Origin of the sequence: Corynebacterium sp. HMSC074A09 (genome assembly GCF_001811545.1) — a bacterium.
GTDB lineage: Bacteria > Actinomycetota > Actinomycetes > Mycobacteriales > Mycobacteriaceae > Corynebacterium > Corynebacterium hiratae.
In genome coordinates this window covers 98,689-118,659 of sequence record NZ_KV805150.1, presented here as the reverse complement: position 1 = coordinate 118,659, position 19,971 = coordinate 98,689, and the positions used below count along the sequence as shown (strand labels likewise).

Genomic DNA, 19,971 nt, shown 5'->3' with positions numbered 1-19,971 from the left:
GCCATTTTCCGAGTGTCGAATTAGACCACTTATGATGGGGTCGTGTCTTTCCGCCTCGATCCATCTGATACGCGCGCGTTGCCGGTGCAGATTGCCGAAGCCCTCCGCACCCAAGTCGCGGCGGGCATTTTGCTGCCCGGCGAGCAGGTGCCGTCGACGCGTTCGCTGGCGCGCGATCTGGGCATTTCCCGAGGCAGCGTGGTCACCGCCTACGAACAGCTCACCGCCGAGGGCTACCTCACTGCGTCGGTTGGCTCGGGCACAGTCATCAACCCGCACCTGCCCCATGGGCGCACCCCACAGCCTCACCCCGCGCCGCGGCCCAGCTCTGCCCCACCGCGCGTGGAGTTGACCCCCGGCTTGCCCGATACCGAAGGAATCATCACCCCCGAATGGAGGGCGGCGTGGCGCAAGGCCGCGGTGAATCCTTCCGGCGATCTTCCCCGCGAGGTGGCCGCGCACCTGCGCCACATGCGCGGGCTCACCGTCGACCCGGCCTACGTCGTCATCACCGCCGGCGCCCGCGACGGCCTCTCGGTGCTGCTGCGCGCGCTGGGCGGCCACTTGCGCGTGGGCGTGGAGTCCCCCGGCTACCCCAGCCTGCGCCGCGTTCCCCAAGCTTTGGGCCACACGCTTGTCGACGTCCCCACCGACGCCCACGGCGTCACCGTCCCCACCGTTGATCTCGACGTTCTCATCGTCACGCCATCCCACCAGCACCCTTATGGCGGTTCCCTGCCGGCCGCCCGGCGCGCGGAGCTCGTCGAGTGGGCACGCAACAACGACGTGCTCATCATCGAGGATGACTTCGATTCCGAGCTTCGCTACGTCGGCCAGCCCTTGCCCGCGCTGACCGCGCTCGCTCCCGAGCACACCGTCTTGCTAGGAACGTTTTCCTCGGTGATTTCGCCATCGATTGCCTGCGGCTACCTGGTGTTGCCCCCGAGCTTACGCACGGCGGTGGATCGGGTGCGGGAGGTCTTCGGCCAGCCTGTCGGCGCAATCCCCCAGGCGGCGTTGGCGAACTATCTGGCCAGCGGTGCGCTGCGGCGGCATACCGGACGGATGCGCCGCGCCTACAAGCGCCGCCGCGACCTCGTCCAAGCCGCGCTGGAAGACGCCCCCGCTACCCTTCTGCCCATCCACGGCGGGCTCCACGCGGTGCTGCTGTGCGATAACGCCGTGGTCGACCGCGCCGCCTCCCTAGGGCTAACGCTCACCCCGCTCAGCGACTACTGGGGCGGCGTGGCCGCCGAGGAAGGCGTGGTCTTGGGCTTCGGGCATTTGAGCGATGTTGAGCTCGCCGCCGCGCTGGAGCTGGTCAAGCAGGCCTTAACTAGCTGACACGTAGCTGGCTGACGCATAACTTGCCTAGCACATACTGGGCTAGCTTGCGCTGGCCAAGGTCACGGTGGCGAGGGTACGGCCCGTCGGTTGCTCGCTGCCACCCGCAGGTTCCTCGGTAACCATGACCTTGACCGCTGCGCCGTCGAAGGGCATCCACACCCCATCGTGTGGGTCCTGGCCGATAACCCCCGCCGAAGCCATCTCACCATCGGCACCAACTGCCCACACTTGGGCGCCCATGCCGTCGGCGAGCTGCGGCTGACCATCGACCATCGCGCCGGATTTCGCCATCGAGGCGGAGGAAACGATATCCAGTTGCGCGCCCGAGGCATCGGCATTGCCCTGCATAAGGTCCTCTGCGCCCATGATGTCGTGCATGGATTTTTCGCCCGGCGATTCAGCCTCTACTTGCGCGCTATCCGGTGCATCTTGCTGACCCAACTGCAAGAGCTGCGGCGCGGCTACCACGCCTGCGACGAGCACTGCGGCGGCAGCCGGCACCGCTACGAAGGCCCGCCAGCGGCGGCGTGGAAGCTCGATGACCTCAGCAGCTTCGCCACCGTCAATTTCCGCAAAGACAGCATCTTTCATTCGCGCTGGCGGTTCGACCTCGGGGAGGGAATCGAGGAAGTCGTCGAAAGTCTCATCAGAAAACTCATGCGTATTGCTCATCTTCCCTCCCTTCCGAGAATCGCTTTTAGCTTCTTAACGCCCTCGCGCACACGCGTCTTCGCCGTACCCAGCGGTACTCCCGTTGATTCTGCCAGTTCAGCATGCGTCAAGCCATTGAAAAATGCGAGGGCTACCGCGGTGGAATGCGGCTCCCCAATCTCGTCGATAGCCCGGCGCAGGCGCTGCGCTTCGACATGTCCCAGGGCCTCATCTTCGAGGGGCTCGGTGTAGGTAGCCTGGTCCAACAGCGCGTCGCGGTTATCGCGTTGCACTGCAGCAACGTGGCTACGCAGCTTATCGACGGCCCTCCCATGCGCCAACCTACCCACCCACGACCGCGCGTTTCCCCGCTGCGGGTCAAATTTCGCAGCGGAAGTCCACACCTCAACGAAGACATCTTGGGCAACCTCTTCGGCTAAGGCGGGATTGCGCAGAACGCTCAGGCACACGCTGTACACGGTGGGCGCGAGGGCGTCGTACAGCGCGCTGAAGGCATGCTTGTCTGCCGCAGCGGTCTGAACGAGCAGGTGGTTCAGCCGCGCATGTTCATCAGGGGACATCGCAGACACGGGTGTAGAGCTTACCTCCAGCAGCGGGGCGGACATGGCACTTTTACTTAGTCATTTCTTCACTCGGCGCCATCATCTCATCGCTCTTCATTTCCTCAGTCATCATGGAATCCGACTCCATCGCATCAGAACTCGGGGCCATCATCTCAGAGCTGGGCTTCATGTCCACTTCTTCCTTCTTGTCGTTGCAGGCAACCAGCCCACTGGCGGCAATGGCAAGTGCAGCGGCGGCGGTAACAAGCTTCTTCATTTCGGTACTCCTTCTTCAGGTCCTCGGGTCCGGCCTTCCGGACCCTGTATCTGACCATTCGGAGCCACCCTGCGATGCGGATTGGATGGATTTAAAAGCAATCCGCTTTTCACTCGTGTTCCGAACTAGTTGCATACGCACACCGCATCACAAGCGAAGGAGCACAGGATGTTATCTACGCTATTCATCGGGTTTACCGGTGGTCTTATCACCGGCATCTCGCCCTGCATCTTGCCGGTCTTGCCGCTGGTCCTCGCAGTCAGCGGCGGCTCACGGTGGCGCCCCTGGCAGGTCGTCGGCGGGCTGGTGACGAGTTTTAGCCTCGTCACTCTTTTCGCCACAACGCTGCTCAATGCCCTGGGCCTGCCCGCCGACATCCTGTGGAAAGTGGGAATCGCGCTGCTCGTTCTCGTGGGCCTGGGAATGGTGTTCCCTCGCGTGCAGGAAGCCCTCGAGTGGCCTTTCCAGAAGCTGCCGAAAGCTGGCGGCTTGCAAGCCACAGCCCGCGACAAGAGTGGCTTCATTGTCGGCCTAGCCATGGGGGCTGTCTTCGTTCCCTGCGCGGGTCCAGTACTGGCCGCAATCTCCGTGGCGGGCGCCACCGGGACTGTCGACGCCCACATCCTCCTCCTCTGTCTCTCCTTCGCCCTCGGCGTGGCGATCCCGCTGCTGGCTTTCGCCTTAGGCGGCAACGAGGTGGGCAAACGCGTCGATGCTTTCCGCTCCCACCAACGCGAGGTACGCGTCACCGCGGGAATTGTGGTGATCGCCATGGCCGGCGCCATCTCACTCGGCGCGCCCGCGTGGCTGCAGCAGAAGCTCCCCAGTATCAACACCGACGCCACGCCCGTTGAACAGGCCACCCTCACAGCCGAAGGAACCCCCGTGCCCGCGTTCGCGGGGCTGACCGGCTGGTTCAACACGGATGCGCCCGTCGATCCGCGGACCTCCGGCAAGGTCACGCTCATCGATTTTTGGGCCTATGCCTGCATCAACTGCCAGCGCAACAACACGCACCTGACCAAGCTCTATGCGCATTACAAGGACTACGGCTTCGACATCATCGGAATCCACGCGCCGGAATACGCTTTCGAGCACGAGGCCGACAACGTGCGCCGTGCGGCCCGCGAGCAGGGAATCGAGTATCCAGTGGCACAGGATAATGACTTCGCCACGTGGAAGAACTTTGGGAATCGGTACTGGCCGGCGCACTATCTCGTCGACAAGCACGGCATGTTGCGCCAATCCCACCACGGCGAGGGCGACTACGCCGAGACCGAGCGCCTCATTCGTGAGCTTCTCCTCGAGCGCGACCCCAGCATAGAACTGCCTGAGCCCATTGAAGCCGCCGATGCTCACAGCGCTCCGCGCTCGCCGGAGACCTACCTCGGCACCGCACGCGCACAGTATTTCACCAACCCCGATTACCACGACGGCACGCACCAGTTCACCACGAGCGAGCCGCCGTTAGGTCAGTATTCGCTGGGCGGGACGTGGACTTTGGCCGACCAGCCCATCACCGCCGGACCTAACGCGCGGCTGCGACTGAATTATCGCGCCGCCTGGGTACAGCTCGTGGCATCAGGGCAAGGAACGGTTCGCGTGCACCGCGCGAATGGTTCGGTCCGCACCTTCGACATCACCGAGGACGGCACGGTGGATCTCGTCAGGGAACCGGACAATCACACCGAAACAATCGAGCTGGAAGTAAGCGAAGGCCTCTCGCTGTATTCCTTTACTTTTGGCTAGCGTGGGGATCATGAAGGTTTCTCTGCATGGGCAATCCGCCGTGGCTGTCGAGGCTCCCCAGGGGCGCATCGTCATCGACCCCGGCCCCCTTTCAGACCTCAGCTGCCTGGAAGGCGCTGAGGCGGTGCTGCTCACGCACGCGCACGGCGATCACCTCGACGTCGATGCCGTGCGTGCAAGCGGCCTGCCAGTGTGGGGAACGCAGGAAGCCATCGACGCCCTCGGCTCCGGCACCATCGTGCATGCTGGAGAGACGTTCACGGTTCTGGGCCTTGAGATTCACGCGGTGGGCGGGCTTCACGAGGAAATCCACCCCAGCATTCCGCGCCCCGAGAACCTGGGCTATTTCTTTAATGGTGTGCTGCACCCCGGGGACCAATGGTGCGTCCCGAAGGGACGCACGGTAAATGTCCTCCTACTCCCCATCGCCGGGCCGTGGGTGCGCGGGGCGGACGCCGCGGATTACGCCATGCGCATCGGCGCGCGGCTGACGGTGCCCATCCATGACGCCGTACTGTCCGACGCCGGCAAGCAGATCACCGACGGCATGCTCCAACGCGCCGGCGTAACCGGCTACCAGCGCCTGCTCGTTGGGGAAAGCATCGACATCCAACAGCGGCCTTGAGCCTTCGCACTGCATGGAGATCTACAGCACACACAGGCCTCCAAACCAACCGCTCGGTCTATTTTTATTCTCGGGCTTGCCTGCGGTTTCTAGAAAGCCACTAACAGCACTGAACCGCTTGGTCTAGCCTTTTGTGACATGAGCACCAAATACGATAATTCCGAAGTCAACGAGTGGTCGTTCGCGACCCGCGCCCTCCACGCCGGACAGAACCTGGACGGCTCCACCAACGCACGCAACGTTCCGATTTACCAAACCACCTCGTATGTCTTCAACGACGCCGAGCACGCCGCCAACCGCTTCAACCTCTCGGATGCCGGCCCGATTTATACCCGCCTGACCAACCCCACGCAGGATGCGTTGGAGGCCCGGTTGGCGTCGCTCGAGGGCGGCGTCGCCGCCGTAGCTTTCGCCTCCGGCCAGGCCGCCGAAACCGCGGCCATCCTGAACCTGGCCTCCGCCGGCGACCATATCGTGACCTCCCCGCGCCTCTACGGCGGCACCTCCACGCTCTTTACCGTGACCTTGAAGCGCCTCGGCATTGACGTCACCCTCGTCGAGAACCCGGATGACCCGGCCTCCTGGCAGGACGCCGTCCAGCCAAACACGAAGGCTTTTTACGGCGAGACCTTCGGCAACCCAGTCGCCGATGTCCTCGACATCCCCGCCATCGCCGAGGTAGCCCACAAGAACCAGGTCCCGCTCATCGTGGATAACACCATCGCCACCGGCGCGCTGGCCCGCCCGCTGGAGCTGGGCGCAGACATCGTCGTGGTCTCCACCACCAAGTTCTACAGCGGCAACGGCTCCGCCATCGGTGGTGCCATCATCGACGGTGGCTCCTTCGACTGGACCGTCGAGCGCGACGGCGAGCCCGTCTTCCCCTACTTCGTCACCCCGGACGAGGCCTACCACGGCCTCAAGTACGCCGACCTGGGCGCGCCGGCCTTCGCCGTCAAGGCGCGCGCAGGCCTGCTGCGCGATACGGGTGCCGCCATCTCCCCCTTCAACGCCTGGCTGACGCTGAATGGCATTGAGACGTTGCAGTTGCGCGTCGAGAAGCACAATGCCAACGCCCAGGCCGTGGCAGAGTACCTGGAGTCCCACGCCAAGGTCACCACCGTCAATTACGCCGGCTTGGACTCCTCGCCGTACAAGGCCACCAAGGAGAAGCTCGGTTACGCCTACACCGGCTCCGTGCTCTCCTTCGACATCGACGGCGGCCGCGAGGAGGCGTGGGCGTTTATCGATGCGCTGAAGCTGCACTCGAACCTGGCCAACATCGGCGATACTCGCTCATTGGTGGTGCACCCGGCGACCACCACGCACTCCCAGTCCGACGAGGCAGCGCTCAAGGCCGCGGGCATTACGCAGGCCACGGTGCGCCTGTCGGTGGGCATCGAGGATGTCAACGACATCATCGCCGACCTCGAGCGTGGGTTCGCGGCCATTGGTTAGCGCCATCCCGGAACTCGCGCCCGAAGGCGAGCTCGCCGTCGTCCCCATCGGGGATTTCACCACGGAAGCAGGCGCCGTGCTTGCCGACGCCCACGTGGCCTACCAACGCTGGGGTGCTTTCGCCGGCGACCCGGACGGCGTCAACAATGTCCTCGTGGTCGAGCACGCGCTGACCGGTGATTCCAATGTGGCGGACTGGTGGTCCGACCTGGTGGGGCCTGGCAAGGCTCTGGACACCACGCGCTGGTGCGTTATCGCGACCAATGCGCTGGGCGGCTGCAATGGCTCGACGGGGCCGAAGTCGCTGCACCCGGATGGAAAGCCGTGGGGCGGGCGCTTCCCGGCGCTGTCGATTCGGGACTTGGTGGAGGCCGAGCACGACTGCTTGAAGGAACTGGGCATTTCGCGTGTGCACGCGGTACTCGGCGGCTCGATGGGCGGCGCGCGCACGCTGGAGTGGAGCTTGCTGCACCCGGAAAGCGTGTCCGCGGTGTGCGTAATTGCGGTGTCTGCTCGGGCTTCGGGCTGGCAGATTGGCATCCAATCCGCGCAGATTTCCGCCATCGAGCGCGACCCGTTTTGGCATGGCGGAAATTACTACCTCACGGACAAGACTCCGCGGGATGGTCTGGCAGCGGCGCGCCGCATCGCGCATTTGACGTATCGCGGCGAGCAGGAGATCGACGAGCGCTTCGGCGCTACCGCACAGCAAGGCGAGAATCCCTTGGGGCCGCACCGCCAGCTCAATCAGCGTTTCGCGGTGAACTCCTACCTGGATTACCAGGGGGCGAAACTCACCGAGCGCTTCGATGCGGGTTCCTACGTGGTGCTCACGGAGGCGTTGAACCGGCATGACGTCGGCCGCGGGCGCGGCGGGCTCATCAAAGCGTTGGCGGCATCCCAGGTGCCGACGATGGTCGTGGGCGTGGACACGGATATCCTCTACCCCTATCACCAGCAGGAGCACATCTCCCGCAACGTCAACCACCTGCTGGCGATGGCCAAGATTGTCTCCCCCGTGGGCCACGACGCCTTCCTGACGGAGACCCGGCAGATGAACCGCATCCTGCGCAACTTCTTGTTGCTGTCAGCCCCGAATGGCCTTGATGTGGGACCGGCCTACGTGGGCGACGAGTATTTCATCTGATAGAGCCGTTTGGCTCTTTTTAGGAGCCACACGCGTCATGATCCAAGCGCGTCGATGGAAAAGGCCACGAACACCATCGCCGCGCCCAAGGCCCCGGTAAAGCAGGCGTCAAAGCGCCGCGAGCGCACCGCCAGCACGCCGACCCGCGAGGAATCACACGTCAGGCGCACCACCGTAAGCCACATAAGCGCCCCTCCCAGCAGCATGGTGGCGCGCCGCCAGTGCTCGGATACCGCATAGATTCCCGATACCGCCACCGCAGCCACGAACAACCCAATGGCGACCCACTGCACTGCCGGGGGCAACGGCGAAGGCTTCAGGTGCGCGTCGTGTGGGTTCGACAAGGACACCGGCGGCGCTGCCGGCGCTTCTCGACGCCCCTCCCGTGGACCCTGCGTAGTCATCTGCGGCTTTATTGCGCGGCCAGCTTCTCAGCGCGCTCGACGATGTTGCTCACTAGGAATGCACGCGTCAGCGGGCCCACGCCACCCGGGTTAGGGGAGACGAAACCGGCCTTGTCCCACACGTCCTCGGCGACGTCGCCGGCGAGTTGTCCGTCGACGCGGGAGACGCCGACGTCGAGAACCGCGGCACCTTCCTTGACCATATCGGCAGTAAGCATGTGTGCCTTGCCGGCCGCAGCAATGATGACGTCAGCCTGACGAGTCTCAGCCGCAAGGTCCTTGGTGCCGGTATGGCACAGCGTCACCGTGGAGTTCTCACTGCGGCGGGTAAGCATGAGGCCAATTGGGCGGCCCACGGTCACGCCGCGGCCAATGACGACCACCTTTGCGCCGTTAAGCTCCACTCCGAAGCGGCGCAGCAGGTGGATGCAGCCGTTCGGCGTGCACGGCAGCGGGGCGTCCTCGTTGAGCACCAGCTTGCCCAGGTTAATCGGGTGCAAGCCATCGGCGTCCTTGGCCGGGTCGATGAGCTCCAGCACGCGGTTTTCATCCAGGTGCTTCGGCAGCGGCAGCTGCACGATGTAGCCGGTGCAGGCGTCGTCGTTGTTGAGCTCTGAGATGACGCGCTCGAGTTCTTCCTGGGTAACGTCGCCAGGCAAGTCCTTGCGAATCGAGTTAATACCCAGCTTCTCGCAGTCGCGGTGCTTCATCTTCACATAAGAATGCGAACCCGGGTCATCGCCCACCAGGACCGTGGCCAGACCCGGGGTAATGCCTTTCTCTTTAAGGGCGGCCACGCGCTGGGCCAGGTCCTCAAAAATCTCGTCGCGGTACAGGTTGCCATCTAGTTTGGTAGCGCTCATGCCCACCATCCTAGACTGATGCTTATGAGCCGCCTGCACATTGTCTTCGACAACCCCGTGATCCCTACCAATACTGGCAACGCTATCCGCACCGCCGCCGTCACGGGCGCGCGCCTGCACCTCATTGAGCCGCTGGGCTTCAATTTCGACGACAAACACCTCAAGCGCGCGGGCTTGGACTACCATGACTTGGCGGATCTGAAGATCCACAAGGACTTCGAGGCCTGCATGGACAGCTTGCCCGGCGCGCGGGTCTTCGCCTTCACTACCCACACGGATAAGTGGTTCACGGACGTCGAATACCAGGAGGGCGACGTCCTTCTCTTCGGCACCGAACCGACCGGACTGCCGGAGGAACACGCCTTCCACCCGCGCGTCACCGAACGCGTGCGCATTCCCATGATGCCGGCGCGGCGCTCGATGAATCTGTCTAACGCGGCGTCGACAGCCGTGTATGAGGCCTGGCGGCAGCTCGGCTTCCGTGGCGCGGTCTAGGAAGTCGCGGCACAATGTGGGTGACAGCCACGACGAAGGAGCACCATGTCGAACTTGCGCCCACTTCTTGATTCCCTCACCACGCGCGTAGAAAACGCCGCGACCGAGTACGCCGAGCAGATTGCCCGAGTGGCGCCCACGCACCGGCCCGGCGCGGTGAACCTGGTGCGCTACATGGCGCTGCGCTCCCAAGACGCCGTGGAGTTGCAAGAAGGCCTCAGTGCGTTGGGCGCGACGAGCTTGAGCCACCCGGAGCCGGCGGTGCTGGAGCGCCTACATGCGGCCCGTAACGTGCTTGATGCTTTCGACGGTCAAGCCCTGACCTACCCGATGCAGGCCATCGCCTCGGCGTATGCGTCCGCCGATGACATCCTCGACGCCAACACGCAGGCCCTCCTCGGCCCCACGCAGGACGGCACGCACGCGCGCATCATGGTAACGCTTCCCTCCGAAGCTGCCGAGGAATACGACCTGGTGCTGGACTTTGCCCGCGCGGGCATGGAATTAGCCCGCATCAATTGCGCCCACGATGGTGAGGCCGCCTGGGAAAAGATGGTTGAGAACGTCCACCGCGCCGCCGAGGAGGTGGGGCGCGAGATTCTCATTTCTTGCGATATTGCCGGCCCCAAGGTGCGCACTGGTGCCATCGAGCCGGGGCCGCAGGTCATCCGTGTGCGTGGTGAACGCACCGCGTCGGGCGAGCTTCTGACCCATCCAACGCTCGTGCTTTCCGACGTCTCCCGGGCCAAGGAAGCCCAGGGGGTGGCAAGGGAGGCGTCGGCAAGCGCGGCGCGGCCGGCTGTGCCACTCGAGGTAGATACTGAATGGTTGGCTGCGCTGGAGCCGGGCGATGAGGTGCGGTTTGCTGAGGCCCGCGGCCGTTCGCGAACCTTCTCCGTGGAGTCTGTCGAGGACGGCGTTGCTGTGCTGCGCGGCGAGCGCAATTGCTATCTGGCGGAAGGCACGGTTTTCAGCCATGAATCGGCGACGACGCAGGTGCACGGGGTTCCGGCGCTCGAGCAGAAGATTCGTCTGCACCGCGGAGACGAGCTGGTCTTAAGCACGTCGCAGGAGCCGGCGCGAGTCGTGGAGGGAGAGGTGACGACGATTGGTTGTACTCTCCCGGAGGTGGTCACCGCGCTCGAGGTGGGGCACGCCGTAATTTTTGATGACGGCGCCATCTCCGGCCGCGTTACCGAGGTCCGGGACAACGGGGCCGAGCGCGAAGCTGTCATCACTATCGACCATGCCGGGCCCACCGGCACGAACCTGGCGGCGTATAAGGGCATCAACCTGCCTGATACCGAGGTTCCGCTGCCGAGCCTTACCGAGGAGGACATTGCGGCGTTGCGTTTTGTGGCCACGCACTGCGACATCGCGGCCGTATCTTTCATCCGTACGCCGAGTGACGTGGCTTTTCTCTTCGACACCCTCGAGGAGATTGCCGCGGCACAGGAAACCGAGGAGCTAGCGCAGCGCGTGCGCGAGCTGGGTATTGTGCTCAAGATCGAAACGGTGCCAGCATACGAGCAACTGGGCGCCGTGCTGCTGGAAGGCATGCGCCACGAGAAATTCGGCATCATGATTGCCCGCGGTGACCTCGCCGTGGAGCTCGGTTTTGAGCGCATGGTGCAGGTTCCGGGGCGCATCATGAAGCTCGCGGAGGCCGCGCACATCCCCGTCATCATGGCCACGCAGGTGCTGGAGACCTTGGCGAAGACCGGTCTTCCCTCACGTGCCGAAATCACCGACGCCGGCTATGCGCTGCGCGCCGAGTGCGTCATGCTCAACAAGGGCCCGCATATCACGGAGGCCATCCGTATTTTGGACCGGATGTCGCGCAAGCTGGGCCGCTCGCGCCTGAAGAACCGCCAGATGCTGCGTCAGGTCGGCAGCTGGACCTACTAATCCGGCTCCACCGTGGCGAAACCGCGCCACGTGGTGAGGATCACCTAAGATTCTCACCCCAAAGACTAGACCTGCCTATCTTTGCTTAGGGTACCCTATATGGGTAAACAGGATAGGAAGAGAGCCGACCGATATGTTGTCTGGGTGCCCACGGCAAACTGCCGACGCCATCCCCATGGGATGCACCGTTACCTTGGGTAAAGAATGTATTTCCTGCACGTGCGACGCCGCTTTGGCAGTGCGTCTCGGTGAGCTGGGGATCCGCCCCGGCGCCACGTTGACCATGGGCCCACGCGTGGCGGGTGGGGCGCGCGTGGTGTCGGTGGGCACGTGCCGCTACGCCATCGATAAGGCAACACTTCAGGCCATCGAGGTCTAGCCATGGCCTCCGCCCCTAGCTGCCACGGCGATCCGGGCGGCGCGCTTGCCCCTGCCGGCGCGCCTATCCTCGCTCTCGTCGGCTCCCCTAACTCCGGAAAGTCCACGCTCTTTAATGCACTGACCGGCGCGAAGGCGCAAACCGGCAACTGGCCGGGCACCACGGTTGAGGTCAGCCGCGGCGCGTGGAAACTGGGCGATCGCACCGCCGATCTCATCGATTTCCCCGGCACCTATTCGCTCGATCCGCTCAGCCCGGATGAGGCACTGACCCGCGCTATGCTCATCGAGTGCGCGGAGGATGAGCGCCCCGACGCCGTCGTTGTGGTCGTCGACGCCACCGCCGTGGCCCGCGGTCTCAACGTGGCGCTCCAGCTAGCGGAACAGCCCTACCGCCTCATCATCGCGTTGACGAAGACGGATGTAGCGCTCAACCAGGGGCAGGTCGTCGACGCCACCGCGCTGGCCGAGGCCACCTCCATCCCGGTGGTGGTTGTGGATGGGCGTAAGCGGGAGGGCGTCGAGAAGCTGCGCGAGGTCGTGCTCGAGTCTTTGGCGTCTGCGCCCATGCAGTTGCGCGAGGACACTGGCCTGGAGGGGCGCTTTGCGGAGCTGGATGCGGCGGCGAAGGCCTCAGTAAGCGAGGTCGAGCATGCCACACCCCTGTCCCACCGCCTCGATGCGGTGGCCCTCCACCCGGTGGTGGGGCCACTGCTGTTTCTGGCCGTGATGTGGCTGGTCTTCCAAATCACAACGACGGTGGCAGCTCCCCTCCAGGATGGCTTGGAGGCGCTGGTGTCTGGCCCCTTGAGCGACTGGGCGCGGGCGGGGCTCGGGGCTATCGGTCTGGGTCACCCGCTCATTACGGGCTTGCTTGTCGACGGCCTCATTGGCGGCGTCGGCATGGTCCTCACCTTTGCCCCGCTCATGGCGCTGATGTTCTTGTGCTTGGCGGTGCTGGAAGATTCCGGCTACATGGCACGAGCGGCGGTGGTGACCGACCGCCTCATGCGGGCCATCGGCCTGCCGGGCAAGGCCTTTATCCCGATTGTCGTGGGATTTGGCTGCAACGTGCCGGCAATTTCGGCCACGCGTGTGCTGGGCAGTCCGCGGCATCGCATCATGACTGCGCTGCTCATCCCGTTTACGTCGTGTTCGGCGCGCTTGGTAGTCTTCGTCATGCTCTCGGCCACGTTCTTCCCGGAACATGCTGGCAGCGTGGTGTTTGTTATGTACCTCATCTCCATCGCGCTGCTCGTGCTCGTGGGTTTGGCGCTGCGCAAGACTCTGTGGCGCGCAGTACCCGAAGAGGCACTGGTTATTGACCTGCCGACGTATCAGCTACCCACGGTTCGCCTGGCGCTGAGCGTGATGTGGACGCGTTTAAGGGGCTTCCTGCAGACCGCCGGCGGCATCATCGTGAGCACCGTGGTTGTGGTGTGGCTGCTCATGGCCATTCCGGTCGGCGCGGCCGCCCACGACACTACCTGGGGCGAGCCCCCGGCCCCGGAGGATTCAGCCTATGGCGCGGTTGCGCATGCCATCGCCCCGGCCTTTGCCCCGGCCGGTTTCGATTCCTGGTCCTTGGCCGGCCCGTTGGTCACTGGTTTCGTGGCCAAGGAGGCGCTGATTTCGACGTGGGCGCAGACCTACGCCGTCGAGGATGTCACCGACGCCTCTGCCGAAGAACAATCCCACAGTGCACTCAGCGACCACGTGCGTGAAGATTTCGAGCAGGCCTCCGGCGGTCATCCCCTGCCGGCGGTGTGGGCCTACATGCTCTTCCTGCTGGCTTACACTCCCTGCGTGGCCACGATTGCGGCGCAGCGCCGCGAGATTGGCTGGCGCTGGACGCTCTTTGGCTTCGGCATGCAGCTGGCCACCGCGTGGCTGCTGGCGGTGGGTGCCTTCCACATTCTGAAGGTGTTCATCTAATGCCCACCTCCCCTATCCAGGCTGTGCACGCAGCCATCGAATCCGGTGGGCGTTCACGGGCGGCCATCGCCGCGGAGACGGGGCTGGAACCGGGCACGGTGGATCTCATCCTTGACCATCTCACGACTTCCGGCGTGCTGGACATGGAGCCGCTGGGCTCCTGCCCCGCGGGCGGGTGCGGGTCCTGTTCCGCGGCCTCTGCCTGCGCGGGCCCCAGCAGCACCCGCGGTCCGGTGTTGCTTAAGCTTCGCCGCCCAGCGGGCCGTTAAGCGGGCCTTCCAGAACCGGGAGGCGGCGGGTGCGCAGGCGGGTGAGGAGCTCGGAGGCGTCGGCAGGCGTAAGGTCCTGACCCGCCATCCTGACTGGACCCGCCACGAGGTCGAAACGCACAGTACGCACGCCCGCAAGATGGCTTAGCGGCCCCACCTTAAGCGTGAGCTCCTGGATGTGCGGGGTGCCAATCACCATGACGCGGCGGTTGACGCGACCGCGATGCACGATGGTGACAGGCTGAGGTGAATCCACCAGCGTTACCGACTGTTGCTTGCGATCAATGGGGCTGACCCACCATGCTCGGCGCGGCGAGGTATACGTGGGCTGCGTGTGCCCCTCGGGCCGGGCATAATCCTCGATCTGTGCGCGGTCCAAGTCCGAAATGAGCGCCAGCAATTCCAGCGCCTGCTCACGGGTTCCCACCGGCAGGATGCGCGTAGAGCCGGACTGTTTGCCGCCGCCCTTGGTGCCGTAGCCAGCAACGGACACATGCACCTCGTACCAGCCGAGGCGCCGCCACAAGAAAGGCTGGCTTACCCGCACGCCGTGGATGCGACTTATGCGGATGGTCTGGCGGCGGCGGTCGGCGAGGCCGTAGGAGATGTTGAGGGCGTTGGCGGGGGCGTCGTGAAGCGCGGTGAAGGTCCACGAGGAATCCACCAGGCTCCACACACGGCCCACAAAGCCCACGATGATGGGCAACAGTGCGGTCCACATGCCGGGGATAAAGAGCAAGCCGCCGATGATGAGCGCGGTAATCAGCGTAGGCAGTCGCAGTGCCTCCGCAGCAATGGTGCGCACGATGGGAATCTCCGGAATGAGAGCCGGTTCTGCTATCTCTTCCACTGCTTGTTCTGGCTGCTCAGTCTGTCCACCGTTCGTGCGGCGCAGCAGCTCGGCGCGCAGCTCTTCCGCCTTCGCCTTGGACAGATACTGGATCTGGATCACAGAAGAAGTACCGCCCGCGGTCTCTATGCGCACCGAGGCGAGACCCAACAGGCGAGCAATGATGGATTCGACGACATCCACCGCCTGAATGCGCTCATAGCGCGCGGAGCGAAAAGACGTTGAAATCACGCCGTGGCGCAGCGCGACTTCATCATCGGTAAGTTTGTAGCCCAGTTTGCGCCACCACACTCCAGACACCAGCCAGATCACGGCACACACCAGCACAAAACCACCGATTCCCAGCAGAGTGCCGCGACCCACCTCGCCCAGATGTCCGCCCTGTAGGTAGGACACAACGTCCTCGATCATCGAGGCGTTGATGTTGAGAACAAAGATGGCGAGCAGCGCCAGAATGAGCGACCAAAAGCGCAGCAGGGGGGTGAGGCGGTGGACGCGGGTGTAGCCGTCGACGTCGACAAGCGCGCGGTCTTTCACAGTCCGCTCATCCTCTCGCGGGCTTTAATGGCGAGGCGCTCGCGCAGGGCATCGGCGTCCGCGGCAACCAGGCCGGGGATGGTGGCGTCGCTGCTGGGCGACGCCGTGTGCAGCTTCACCTTCTTCAGCCCCATCGAGCGCTCCACGGGGCCGGCGGTGACATCGACGAATTGGATACGGCCATACGGCACGACGGTGAAGGTGTGCCAGATTTTGCCGCGGGTGACCAGCAGCTCGTCCGCGGTTTCCTGCCAGCCTAAGTTTTTGACTTGGGCGGGGATGAGCCACAGTTCGTAGAGCGCCCACACAACGAGCGCGCCGGCGACCCAGTAGAGCCAGTCCCACCAGAAATACGCGGCGGCGGCAGCGAGGGCGGCGAGGATAACATCCCAGCTTAAATTCGTAATGTAGCGGGCTTTCGTGAGTGACGGGGATACGGGGTTCATGCCAACACACTAACACAAACTCTTGACAAGTCGTTGGGTTTATACAACACTGTGATGCATGTCCCCAAAGAAAAAACCTACCCGCCCACTCTTTAACCGGGTCCGCGTGCTCCGCGTTGAACGGGACATGACGCGCGCACAGCTTGCCGACGCCATCGGGGTCAACCCCCAAACCATCGGCGCACTCGAGCGCGGCGACCACTCCCCCAGCTTGGACCTCGCCTTCAACATCTGCGAAGTCTTCAACCTACCCGTGGAAGCCGTGTTCTCCCGGACCGAATTCACCCCCATGTCCTCCGAAATCTACCGAAAGGACTAGCCCGCACATGTCCGCCTCTATTCCCGATTCCGTTAAGACCCGCAAGCGCTACATCACCCTGGCCGATCTCTCCTCCTGCCTCATCATCCTGTCCCTCCCCCTGCAGTTCTGGGACTCCTTCACCTCACTCATGGTGGCCTGCCTAGGAACGCTGCTCACCGGACTGCTGACCGCCCGCCTGCGAGGAGCGATAGGTGCCGCTGACCTGCCCAGGACGGAGCTCGATGAGTACCAGATGCAGCAGCACCTCGAAGCCCGCGACGACGGCCTCAAGTTCTCCCTCGCCGCACTCGTCATCTTGCTGCCAGTCACAGGCCTTATCGCCTGGGGCGCGCGGACCATGCCCATCATGGATGGCATGTTCGTCTCCCAGCTCTACCTCAAGCTCATCTCGCTACTGCTGGTGTGGCTGCCCTTCTCCGTGGCGCGTTCCTTGGCCGGAAAAATGAACCGTGACGAGCTCATCTCGAAGGAGTAAGCACCCCTAGCGGAAATCCCTCGAGCCGCGCGAGAGTGCCTCGCCGAAGGCCAGCGGCTCCAGCTGGTCGGCGGCGACGGTAACCGCGCCGGAAGCATTCTGCACGATACCGCGCACGATGAGCGCAGGAGCCGTCCGAGCGGTGACCTTGTCTCGGGCCCATAGGCCGGGCGAGACCATCACGTTCATCAGCCCGGTCTCATCCTCCAGGCCGAAGAACACCACACCAGCCGCGGTCTGGGGGCGCTGGCGGTGCGTGACCACCCCGGCGATGCGCACGCGCGTGCCATCCTCCACGGCCGGCAGGTCCGCCGCCGACAGGACGCCGCGGGCACGCAGCGCCCCGCGGACCTGCTCCATGGGCTGCTGGTTGTGGGTCACGCCGGTGCTTGCTACATCCGCCGCCATGAGCTCGAAAGCACTCATTCCCGGCAAGGACGGCGCCTCGATGGCAGAAAGTCCCGGTAGCATCCCTGCCTGTTCCGTCGCGGCCACACCTGCCTGCCACAGCGCTTGGCGACGATCCACCCCAAAGACATCCAAGGCCCCCGCCACCGCGAGGGCCTCCACGTGATCGACGGTGAGATCGGCGCGGCGGGAGAGATCCGGGACGTCGGCAAACGGCGCGGCCGCCTCAATGCGGTCAGCGGCCTTATCGCCCAACCCCTTGATGAGGTTGAGCCCCAAACGGATACGTACCTGGCCATCCTCCCCCACCACGGCGCGGGCCTCACGGCCCGAATCGTTGACGGTGGCCGGCAGCACCTCCACGCCGTGACGGCGTGCATCCTGAATGAGGGACTGCGGCGAATAGAAACCCATCGGCTGCGCGCGCAACAGACCCACGCAAAACTGCGCCGGATAATAGCGCTTAAACCACGCCGAAAAGTACACCAAGGAGGCAAAAGACTGCGAGTGCGACTCCGGGAAACCATAGGCGGCGAAAGCGACAATTTTGGCCCACAACTTGTCCGCGACCTCCCCGGCAATCCCGTTGGTTTCCTGCAATCCGTCGTAGAAACGCTGCTTGAGTGCTGCCATCTTGGCCGGCGAGCGCTTCGAGCCCATCGCGCGCCTCAAATCATCAGCCTCCGCGCCGCTGAAACCAGCGGCATCGACAGCAATCTGCATGAGTTGCTCCTGAAAGAGTGGGATGCCCAACGTCTTGCCTAAGGACTTTTCCAACACCGGGTGGTCATACTCCACCGCTTCTATGCCATCGCGACGGCGCAGGTAAGGGTGCACCGACCCGCCCTGAATAGGTCCGGGGCGAATGAGCGCGACCTCCACCACGAGGTCGAAGAAGACCCGTGGCTTGAGCCGCGGCAGCGTGTTGAGCTGCGCGCGCGATTCCACTTGGAACACCCCCACCGCATCCGCACGGCAGAGCATGTCATAGACTTCCGGGTCCGCCAGGTCCAGCTCCCACAGGTTGACTACCCTGCCGGTGGTTTCCTCCACCAAGTCCATCATGTGATGCAGCGCTTCGAGCATGCCCAAACCCAGCATGTCGAACTTCACCAGCCCGGCTGCGGCACAATCGTCCTTATCCCACTGCAACACCGAGCGGTTCTCCATACGTGCCCATTCCACGGGCACGACATCCGCAATCGGCCGGTCACACAGCACCATGCCACCAGAGTGAATGCCCAGGTGGCGTGGCTGACCGAGGAACTGCTCGGCTAAGGATTCGACGTCGCTCGGCGCGGGTGCTAGGCCTTTCGACCACGCATCGGCCGAACCCTGCGGATAGCCCAACGCCCGCGCAGCATCCCGCAGCGCACCTTTGCGGCGATACGTAATCACGTTAGCCACCTGCGCGGCACGCTCGCGGCCATGCTTGGCGTAGACGTACTGGATAACTTCCTCGCGGCGGCCTGATTCAATATCAATATCAATATCCGGCGGGCCATCACGATCCGGAGAAAGGAAGCGCTCAAAGAGCAGACCCGCGGAAATCGGCTCCGCATTCGTAATCCCCAGCGCGAAACACACCGCGGAGTTCGCCGCCGAGCCACGCCCCTGACACAGGATGTTCTCCCGCCGGCAAAAATCCACGAAGTCACACACAATAAGGAAGTAACCCGGAAAGCCGAGCTGCTTCACGACGCCCAACTCATACCTCATCTGCTCCCACGCCCGCTCCCTAATCTCCTTAGGCCGCGTGGCGTAGCGCGTTTTCGCACGTTCGAAGGTGAGGTACTCCAACCAGGACATCTCGGTATGCCCCTCCGGCACGTCGAAATCCGGCAAATTGGGAGCCAGTGCTTCCCAGGTGAAGCTGCACTCCTCCAGCACTCGGACGGTTTCCGCGATAAGTTCTGGACGGTCTGGAAATAGCTGCGCCATCTGCTCCCCCGAGCGCAGCCAGGACGAGCCCATGGGGTGGGAGTTGGGGGAGGCGTCGGCAAGCGCGAGGCGCCGGGACAAGGCTTGTTTGGCCCCAGCCAACCGCGCGTGTTCCCGTGTGGCGGCAGCCGGGCGGGCCGTGGCGATAGCGCGCGGAACCGGGCAGGAATCCAGCAGCGCGTGGTGGTCAACGTCCTCCGGAACTTGGGTACAGGAGTACTCCAAAACCATGCTGTCTATTTTAATTCTTTCGCTCAGATAGTCGAACTGCTCTGCCCATTCCCACCCCACAAGAAAGAAGCAATGCTCCTGCAACTCCGCCGCAATATCCGCCAACGGCGGATAGGACACCGCGTCTTTCTCCCCCGCCTCCATACGTGCGCGGGAGATGAGCCGCGACAAACGCCGGTACCCCTCCGGAGTGCGCGCCAGCACAGTTAATGGCGCTGGTTCGAGGCTCAGTTCCGCGCCAAAAACAGCGGGAAGGCCGACCTTCGCGGCAGCCTCTGCAAACTTCATGAGCCCATAGAAGCCATCCCTATCTACCAGCGCCATTCCCTTTAAACCCAGCTCGACCGCCCGCGCCACAAGCTCCTCCGGCTCGGAGGCTCCCTGCAGGAAGCTATAGGAACTCACCGCATGCAGCTCCGCAAAAGGCACGGCAGAGTACCCCGCCTTCGGGGCATCCGTAGCGTCCGGCAGATGATCCACCGATACGGGAATGGGCCCCGGGCGGCCAGACAAGATCCGCTCGACGCGGGACCACGGTAGCGCTGCACCCCCATTGAACCTCATAGCCCCACACCTTATAATCGAACACTCATTCCCGTCAAGACTTTCATTGAACAATTACCGGAATAGACAAAGCGGTTCAATCGTTGCTAGTTTTTCGAGCAGTGTAATCACCTGCGGTGCCTCACCCC

The 19,971-nt window shown here is 63.9% G+C and carries 20 protein-coding genes; 12 read left to right on the top strand and 8 right to left on the bottom strand.

The window, feature by feature from the left end:
* Positions 1-42 precede the first annotated feature (42 nt).
* The gene (locus HMPREF2807_RS07060) at positions 43-1,344 is read left to right on the top strand and encodes a MocR-like pyridoxine biosynthesis transcription factor PdxR (RefSeq protein WP_070511423.1); all 1,302 of its coding nucleotides are present in this window, start codon (positions 43-45) and stop codon (positions 1,342-1,344) included.
* 42 nt (positions 1,345-1,386) lie between these two features.
* On the opposite strand, the gene HMPREF2807_RS07055 is transcribed toward HMPREF2807_RS07060, so the two are convergent.
* From HMPREF2807_RS07055 to HMPREF2807_RS07045, 3 genes are read right to left on the bottom strand one after another with little or no spacing between them, the layout of a single operon-like run.
* Complete coding sequence (locus HMPREF2807_RS07055) at positions 1,387-2,019, bottom strand: anti-sigma factor (protein WP_070511420.1); 633 nt, start codon at positions 2,017-2,019, stop codon at positions 1,387-1,389.
* On the bottom strand, positions 2,016-2,624 hold the full coding sequence (locus HMPREF2807_RS07050; protein ID WP_070511418.1) for a sigma-70 family RNA polymerase sigma factor: 609 nt from the start codon (positions 2,622-2,624) through the stop codon (positions 2,016-2,018). Before HMPREF2807_RS07050 ends, HMPREF2807_RS07055 begins: the two co-directional genes overlap by 4 nt.
* A gap of 7 nt (positions 2,625-2,631) precedes the next feature.
* The gene (locus tag HMPREF2807_RS07045; RefSeq protein ID WP_046648381.1) at positions 2,632-2,838 is read right to left on the bottom strand and encodes a hypothetical protein; all 207 of its coding nucleotides are present in this window, start codon (positions 2,836-2,838) and stop codon (positions 2,632-2,634) included.
* A 168-nt stretch (positions 2,839-3,006) separates the two neighbouring features.
* Between HMPREF2807_RS07045 and HMPREF2807_RS07040 the strand changes: the two genes are divergently transcribed.
* From HMPREF2807_RS07040 to HMPREF2807_RS07025, 4 genes are all read left to right on the top strand, one after another.
* Positions 3,007-4,587, top strand: a complete 1,581-nt coding sequence (locus HMPREF2807_RS07040) for a redoxin domain-containing protein (protein WP_070511416.1) — start codon at positions 3,007-3,009, stop codon at positions 4,585-4,587.
* A gap of 10 nt (positions 4,588-4,597) precedes the next feature.
* Positions 4,598-5,212 carry an MBL fold metallo-hydrolase gene (locus tag HMPREF2807_RS07035; protein ID WP_070511481.1) on the top strand — a complete coding sequence of 205 codons (615 nt, stop codon included), beginning with the start codon at positions 4,598-4,600 and terminating at the stop codon, positions 5,210-5,212.
* A gap of 138 nt (positions 5,213-5,350) precedes the next feature.
* Complete coding sequence (locus HMPREF2807_RS07030; RefSeq protein WP_070511414.1) at positions 5,351-6,670, top strand: O-acetylhomoserine/O-acetylserine sulfhydrylase; 1,320 nt, start codon at positions 5,351-5,353, stop codon at positions 6,668-6,670.
* Positions 6,618-7,817 (top strand): homoserine O-acetyltransferase MetX, encoded by a 1,200-nt coding sequence (locus HMPREF2807_RS07025; protein WP_232751640.1) that lies wholly within the window; start codon positions 6,618-6,620, stop codon positions 7,815-7,817. The genes HMPREF2807_RS07030 and HMPREF2807_RS07025 overlap by 53 nt, the downstream gene beginning before the upstream one ends.
* Before the next feature lie 35 nt (positions 7,818-7,852).
* Here the strand turns inward: HMPREF2807_RS07025 and HMPREF2807_RS07020 are convergent, their stop codons facing one another.
* Both HMPREF2807_RS07020 and HMPREF2807_RS07015 read right to left on the bottom strand, forming a co-directional pair.
* Positions 7,853-8,221 carry a DUF3017 domain-containing protein gene (locus tag HMPREF2807_RS07020; protein WP_070511412.1) on the bottom strand — a complete coding sequence of 123 codons (369 nt, stop codon included), beginning with the start codon at positions 8,219-8,221 and terminating at the stop codon, positions 7,853-7,855.
* 8 nt (positions 8,222-8,229) lie between these two features.
* Entirely contained in the window at positions 8,230-9,084 is an 855-nt protein-coding gene (locus HMPREF2807_RS07015) for a bifunctional methylenetetrahydrofolate dehydrogenase/methenyltetrahydrofolate cyclohydrolase (RefSeq protein WP_070511410.1), read from the bottom strand.
* A gap of 24 nt (positions 9,085-9,108) precedes the next feature.
* Between HMPREF2807_RS07015 and HMPREF2807_RS07010 the strand changes: the two genes are divergently transcribed.
* The 5 genes from HMPREF2807_RS07010 (at position 9,109) to HMPREF2807_RS06990 (ending at position 14,069) form a co-directional block, all read left to right on the top strand.
* Positions 9,109-9,579 carry a tRNA (cytidine(34)-2'-O)-methyltransferase gene (locus HMPREF2807_RS07010; RefSeq protein WP_070511408.1) on the top strand — a complete coding sequence of 157 codons (471 nt, stop codon included), beginning with the start codon at positions 9,109-9,111 and terminating at the stop codon, positions 9,577-9,579.
* Between the two features lie 45 nt (positions 9,580-9,624).
* The gene (locus HMPREF2807_RS07005; RefSeq protein ID WP_070511406.1) at positions 9,625-11,487 is read left to right on the top strand and encodes a pyruvate kinase; all 1,863 of its coding nucleotides are present in this window, start codon (positions 9,625-9,627) and stop codon (positions 11,485-11,487) included.
* Positions 11,488-11,620: 133 nt separating this feature from the next.
* Positions 11,621-11,866 carry a FeoA family protein gene (locus HMPREF2807_RS07000; protein WP_083306697.1) on the top strand — a complete coding sequence of 82 codons (246 nt, stop codon included), beginning with the start codon at positions 11,621-11,623 and terminating at the stop codon, positions 11,864-11,866.
* A gap of 2 nt (positions 11,867-11,868) precedes the next feature.
* A complete protein-coding gene (gene feoB, locus HMPREF2807_RS06995; RefSeq protein WP_070511404.1) occupies positions 11,869-13,800 on the top strand; it encodes a ferrous iron transport protein B in 1,932 nt (643 codons plus the stop codon).
* Positions 13,800-14,069 (top strand): FeoC-like transcriptional regulator, encoded by a 270-nt coding sequence (locus HMPREF2807_RS06990; protein ID WP_070511402.1) that lies wholly within the window; start codon positions 13,800-13,802, stop codon positions 14,067-14,069. Before feoB ends, HMPREF2807_RS06990 begins: the two co-directional genes overlap by 1 nt.
* On the opposite strand, the gene HMPREF2807_RS06985 is transcribed toward HMPREF2807_RS06990, so the two are convergent.
* Positions 14,041-15,456: a PH domain-containing protein gene (locus tag HMPREF2807_RS06985; RefSeq protein ID WP_070511400.1), complete on the bottom strand. Its 1,416-nt coding sequence runs from the start codon at positions 15,454-15,456 to the stop codon at positions 14,041-14,043. The genes HMPREF2807_RS06990 and HMPREF2807_RS06985 overlap by 29 nt on opposite strands.
* Positions 15,453-15,902 (bottom strand): PH domain-containing protein, encoded by a 450-nt coding sequence (locus HMPREF2807_RS06980; RefSeq protein ID WP_070511398.1) that lies wholly within the window; start codon positions 15,900-15,902, stop codon positions 15,453-15,455. The genes HMPREF2807_RS06985 and HMPREF2807_RS06980 overlap by 4 nt, the downstream gene beginning before the upstream one ends.
* A 58-nt stretch (positions 15,903-15,960) precedes the next feature.
* Here HMPREF2807_RS06980 and HMPREF2807_RS06975 point away from each other — a divergent pair, with 58 nt between their 5' ends.
* Both HMPREF2807_RS06975 and HMPREF2807_RS06970 read left to right on the top strand, forming a co-directional pair.
* Entirely contained in the window at positions 15,961-16,221 is a 261-nt protein-coding gene (locus HMPREF2807_RS06975; protein WP_039673876.1) for a helix-turn-helix transcriptional regulator, read from the top strand.
* 7 nt (positions 16,222-16,228) lie between these two features.
* Positions 16,229-16,699 (top strand): hypothetical protein, encoded by a 471-nt coding sequence (locus tag HMPREF2807_RS06970; protein WP_070511396.1) that lies wholly within the window; start codon positions 16,229-16,231, stop codon positions 16,697-16,699.
* 6 nt (positions 16,700-16,705) lie between these two features.
* Here HMPREF2807_RS06970 and HMPREF2807_RS06965 read toward each other — a convergent pair whose 3' ends face one another.
* Complete coding sequence (locus HMPREF2807_RS06965) at positions 16,706-19,843, bottom strand: error-prone DNA polymerase (RefSeq protein ID WP_070511394.1); 3,138 nt, start codon at positions 19,841-19,843, stop codon at positions 16,706-16,708.
* Positions 19,844-19,971 lie beyond the last annotated feature (128 nt).

Coding starts and splice junctions, on each gene's coding strand:
- HMPREF2807_RS06965 (WP_070511394.1), bottom strand. CDS start 19,843: ATGAGGTTCAATGGGGGTGCAGCGCTACCGTGGTCCCGCGTCGAGCGG.
- HMPREF2807_RS07055 (WP_070511420.1), bottom strand. CDS start 2,019: ATGAGCAATACGCATGAGTTTTCTGATGAGACTTTCGACGACTTCCTC.
- HMPREF2807_RS06980 (WP_070511398.1), bottom strand. CDS start 15,902: ATGAACCCCGTATCCCCGTCACTCACGAAAGCCCGCTACATTACGAAT.
- HMPREF2807_RS07040 (WP_070511416.1), top strand. CDS start 3,007: ATGTTATCTACGCTATTCATCGGGTTTACCGGTGGTCTTATCACCGGC.
- HMPREF2807_RS07030 (WP_070511414.1), top strand. CDS start 5,351: ATGAGCACCAAATACGATAATTCCGAAGTCAACGAGTGGTCGTTCGCG.
- HMPREF2807_RS07025 (WP_232751640.1), top strand. CDS start 6,618: ATGTCAACGACATCATCGCCGACCTCGAGCGTGGGTTCGCGGCCATTG.
- HMPREF2807_RS07020 (WP_070511412.1), bottom strand. CDS start 8,221: ATGACTACGCAGGGTCCACGGGAGGGGCGTCGAGAAGCGCCGGCAGCG.
- HMPREF2807_RS07010 (WP_070511408.1), top strand. CDS start 9,109: ATGAGCCGCCTGCACATTGTCTTCGACAACCCCGTGATCCCTACCAAT.
- HMPREF2807_RS07015 (WP_070511410.1), bottom strand. CDS start 9,084: ATGAGCGCTACCAAACTAGATGGCAACCTGTACCGCGACGAGATTTTT.
- HMPREF2807_RS06970 (WP_070511396.1), top strand. CDS start 16,229: ATGTCCGCCTCTATTCCCGATTCCGTTAAGACCCGCAAGCGCTACATC.
- feoB (WP_070511404.1), top strand. CDS start 11,869: ATGGCCTCCGCCCCTAGCTGCCACGGCGATCCGGGCGGCGCGCTTGCC.
- HMPREF2807_RS07050 (WP_070511418.1), bottom strand. CDS start 2,624: ATGTCCGCCCCGCTGCTGGAGGTAAGCTCTACACCCGTGTCTGCGATG.
- HMPREF2807_RS06990 (WP_070511402.1), top strand. CDS start 13,800: ATGCCCACCTCCCCTATCCAGGCTGTGCACGCAGCCATCGAATCCGGT.
- HMPREF2807_RS07000 (WP_083306697.1), top strand. CDS start 11,621: ATGTTGTCTGGGTGCCCACGGCAAACTGCCGACGCCATCCCCATGGGA.
- HMPREF2807_RS07045 (WP_046648381.1), bottom strand. CDS start 2,838: ATGAAGAAGCTTGTTACCGCCGCCGCTGCACTTGCCATTGCCGCCAGT.
- HMPREF2807_RS06975 (WP_039673876.1), top strand. CDS start 15,961: ATGTCCCCAAAGAAAAAACCTACCCGCCCACTCTTTAACCGGGTCCGC.
- HMPREF2807_RS07005 (WP_070511406.1), top strand. CDS start 9,625: ATGTCGAACTTGCGCCCACTTCTTGATTCCCTCACCACGCGCGTAGAA.
- HMPREF2807_RS07035 (WP_070511481.1), top strand. CDS start 4,598: ATGAAGGTTTCTCTGCATGGGCAATCCGCCGTGGCTGTCGAGGCTCCC.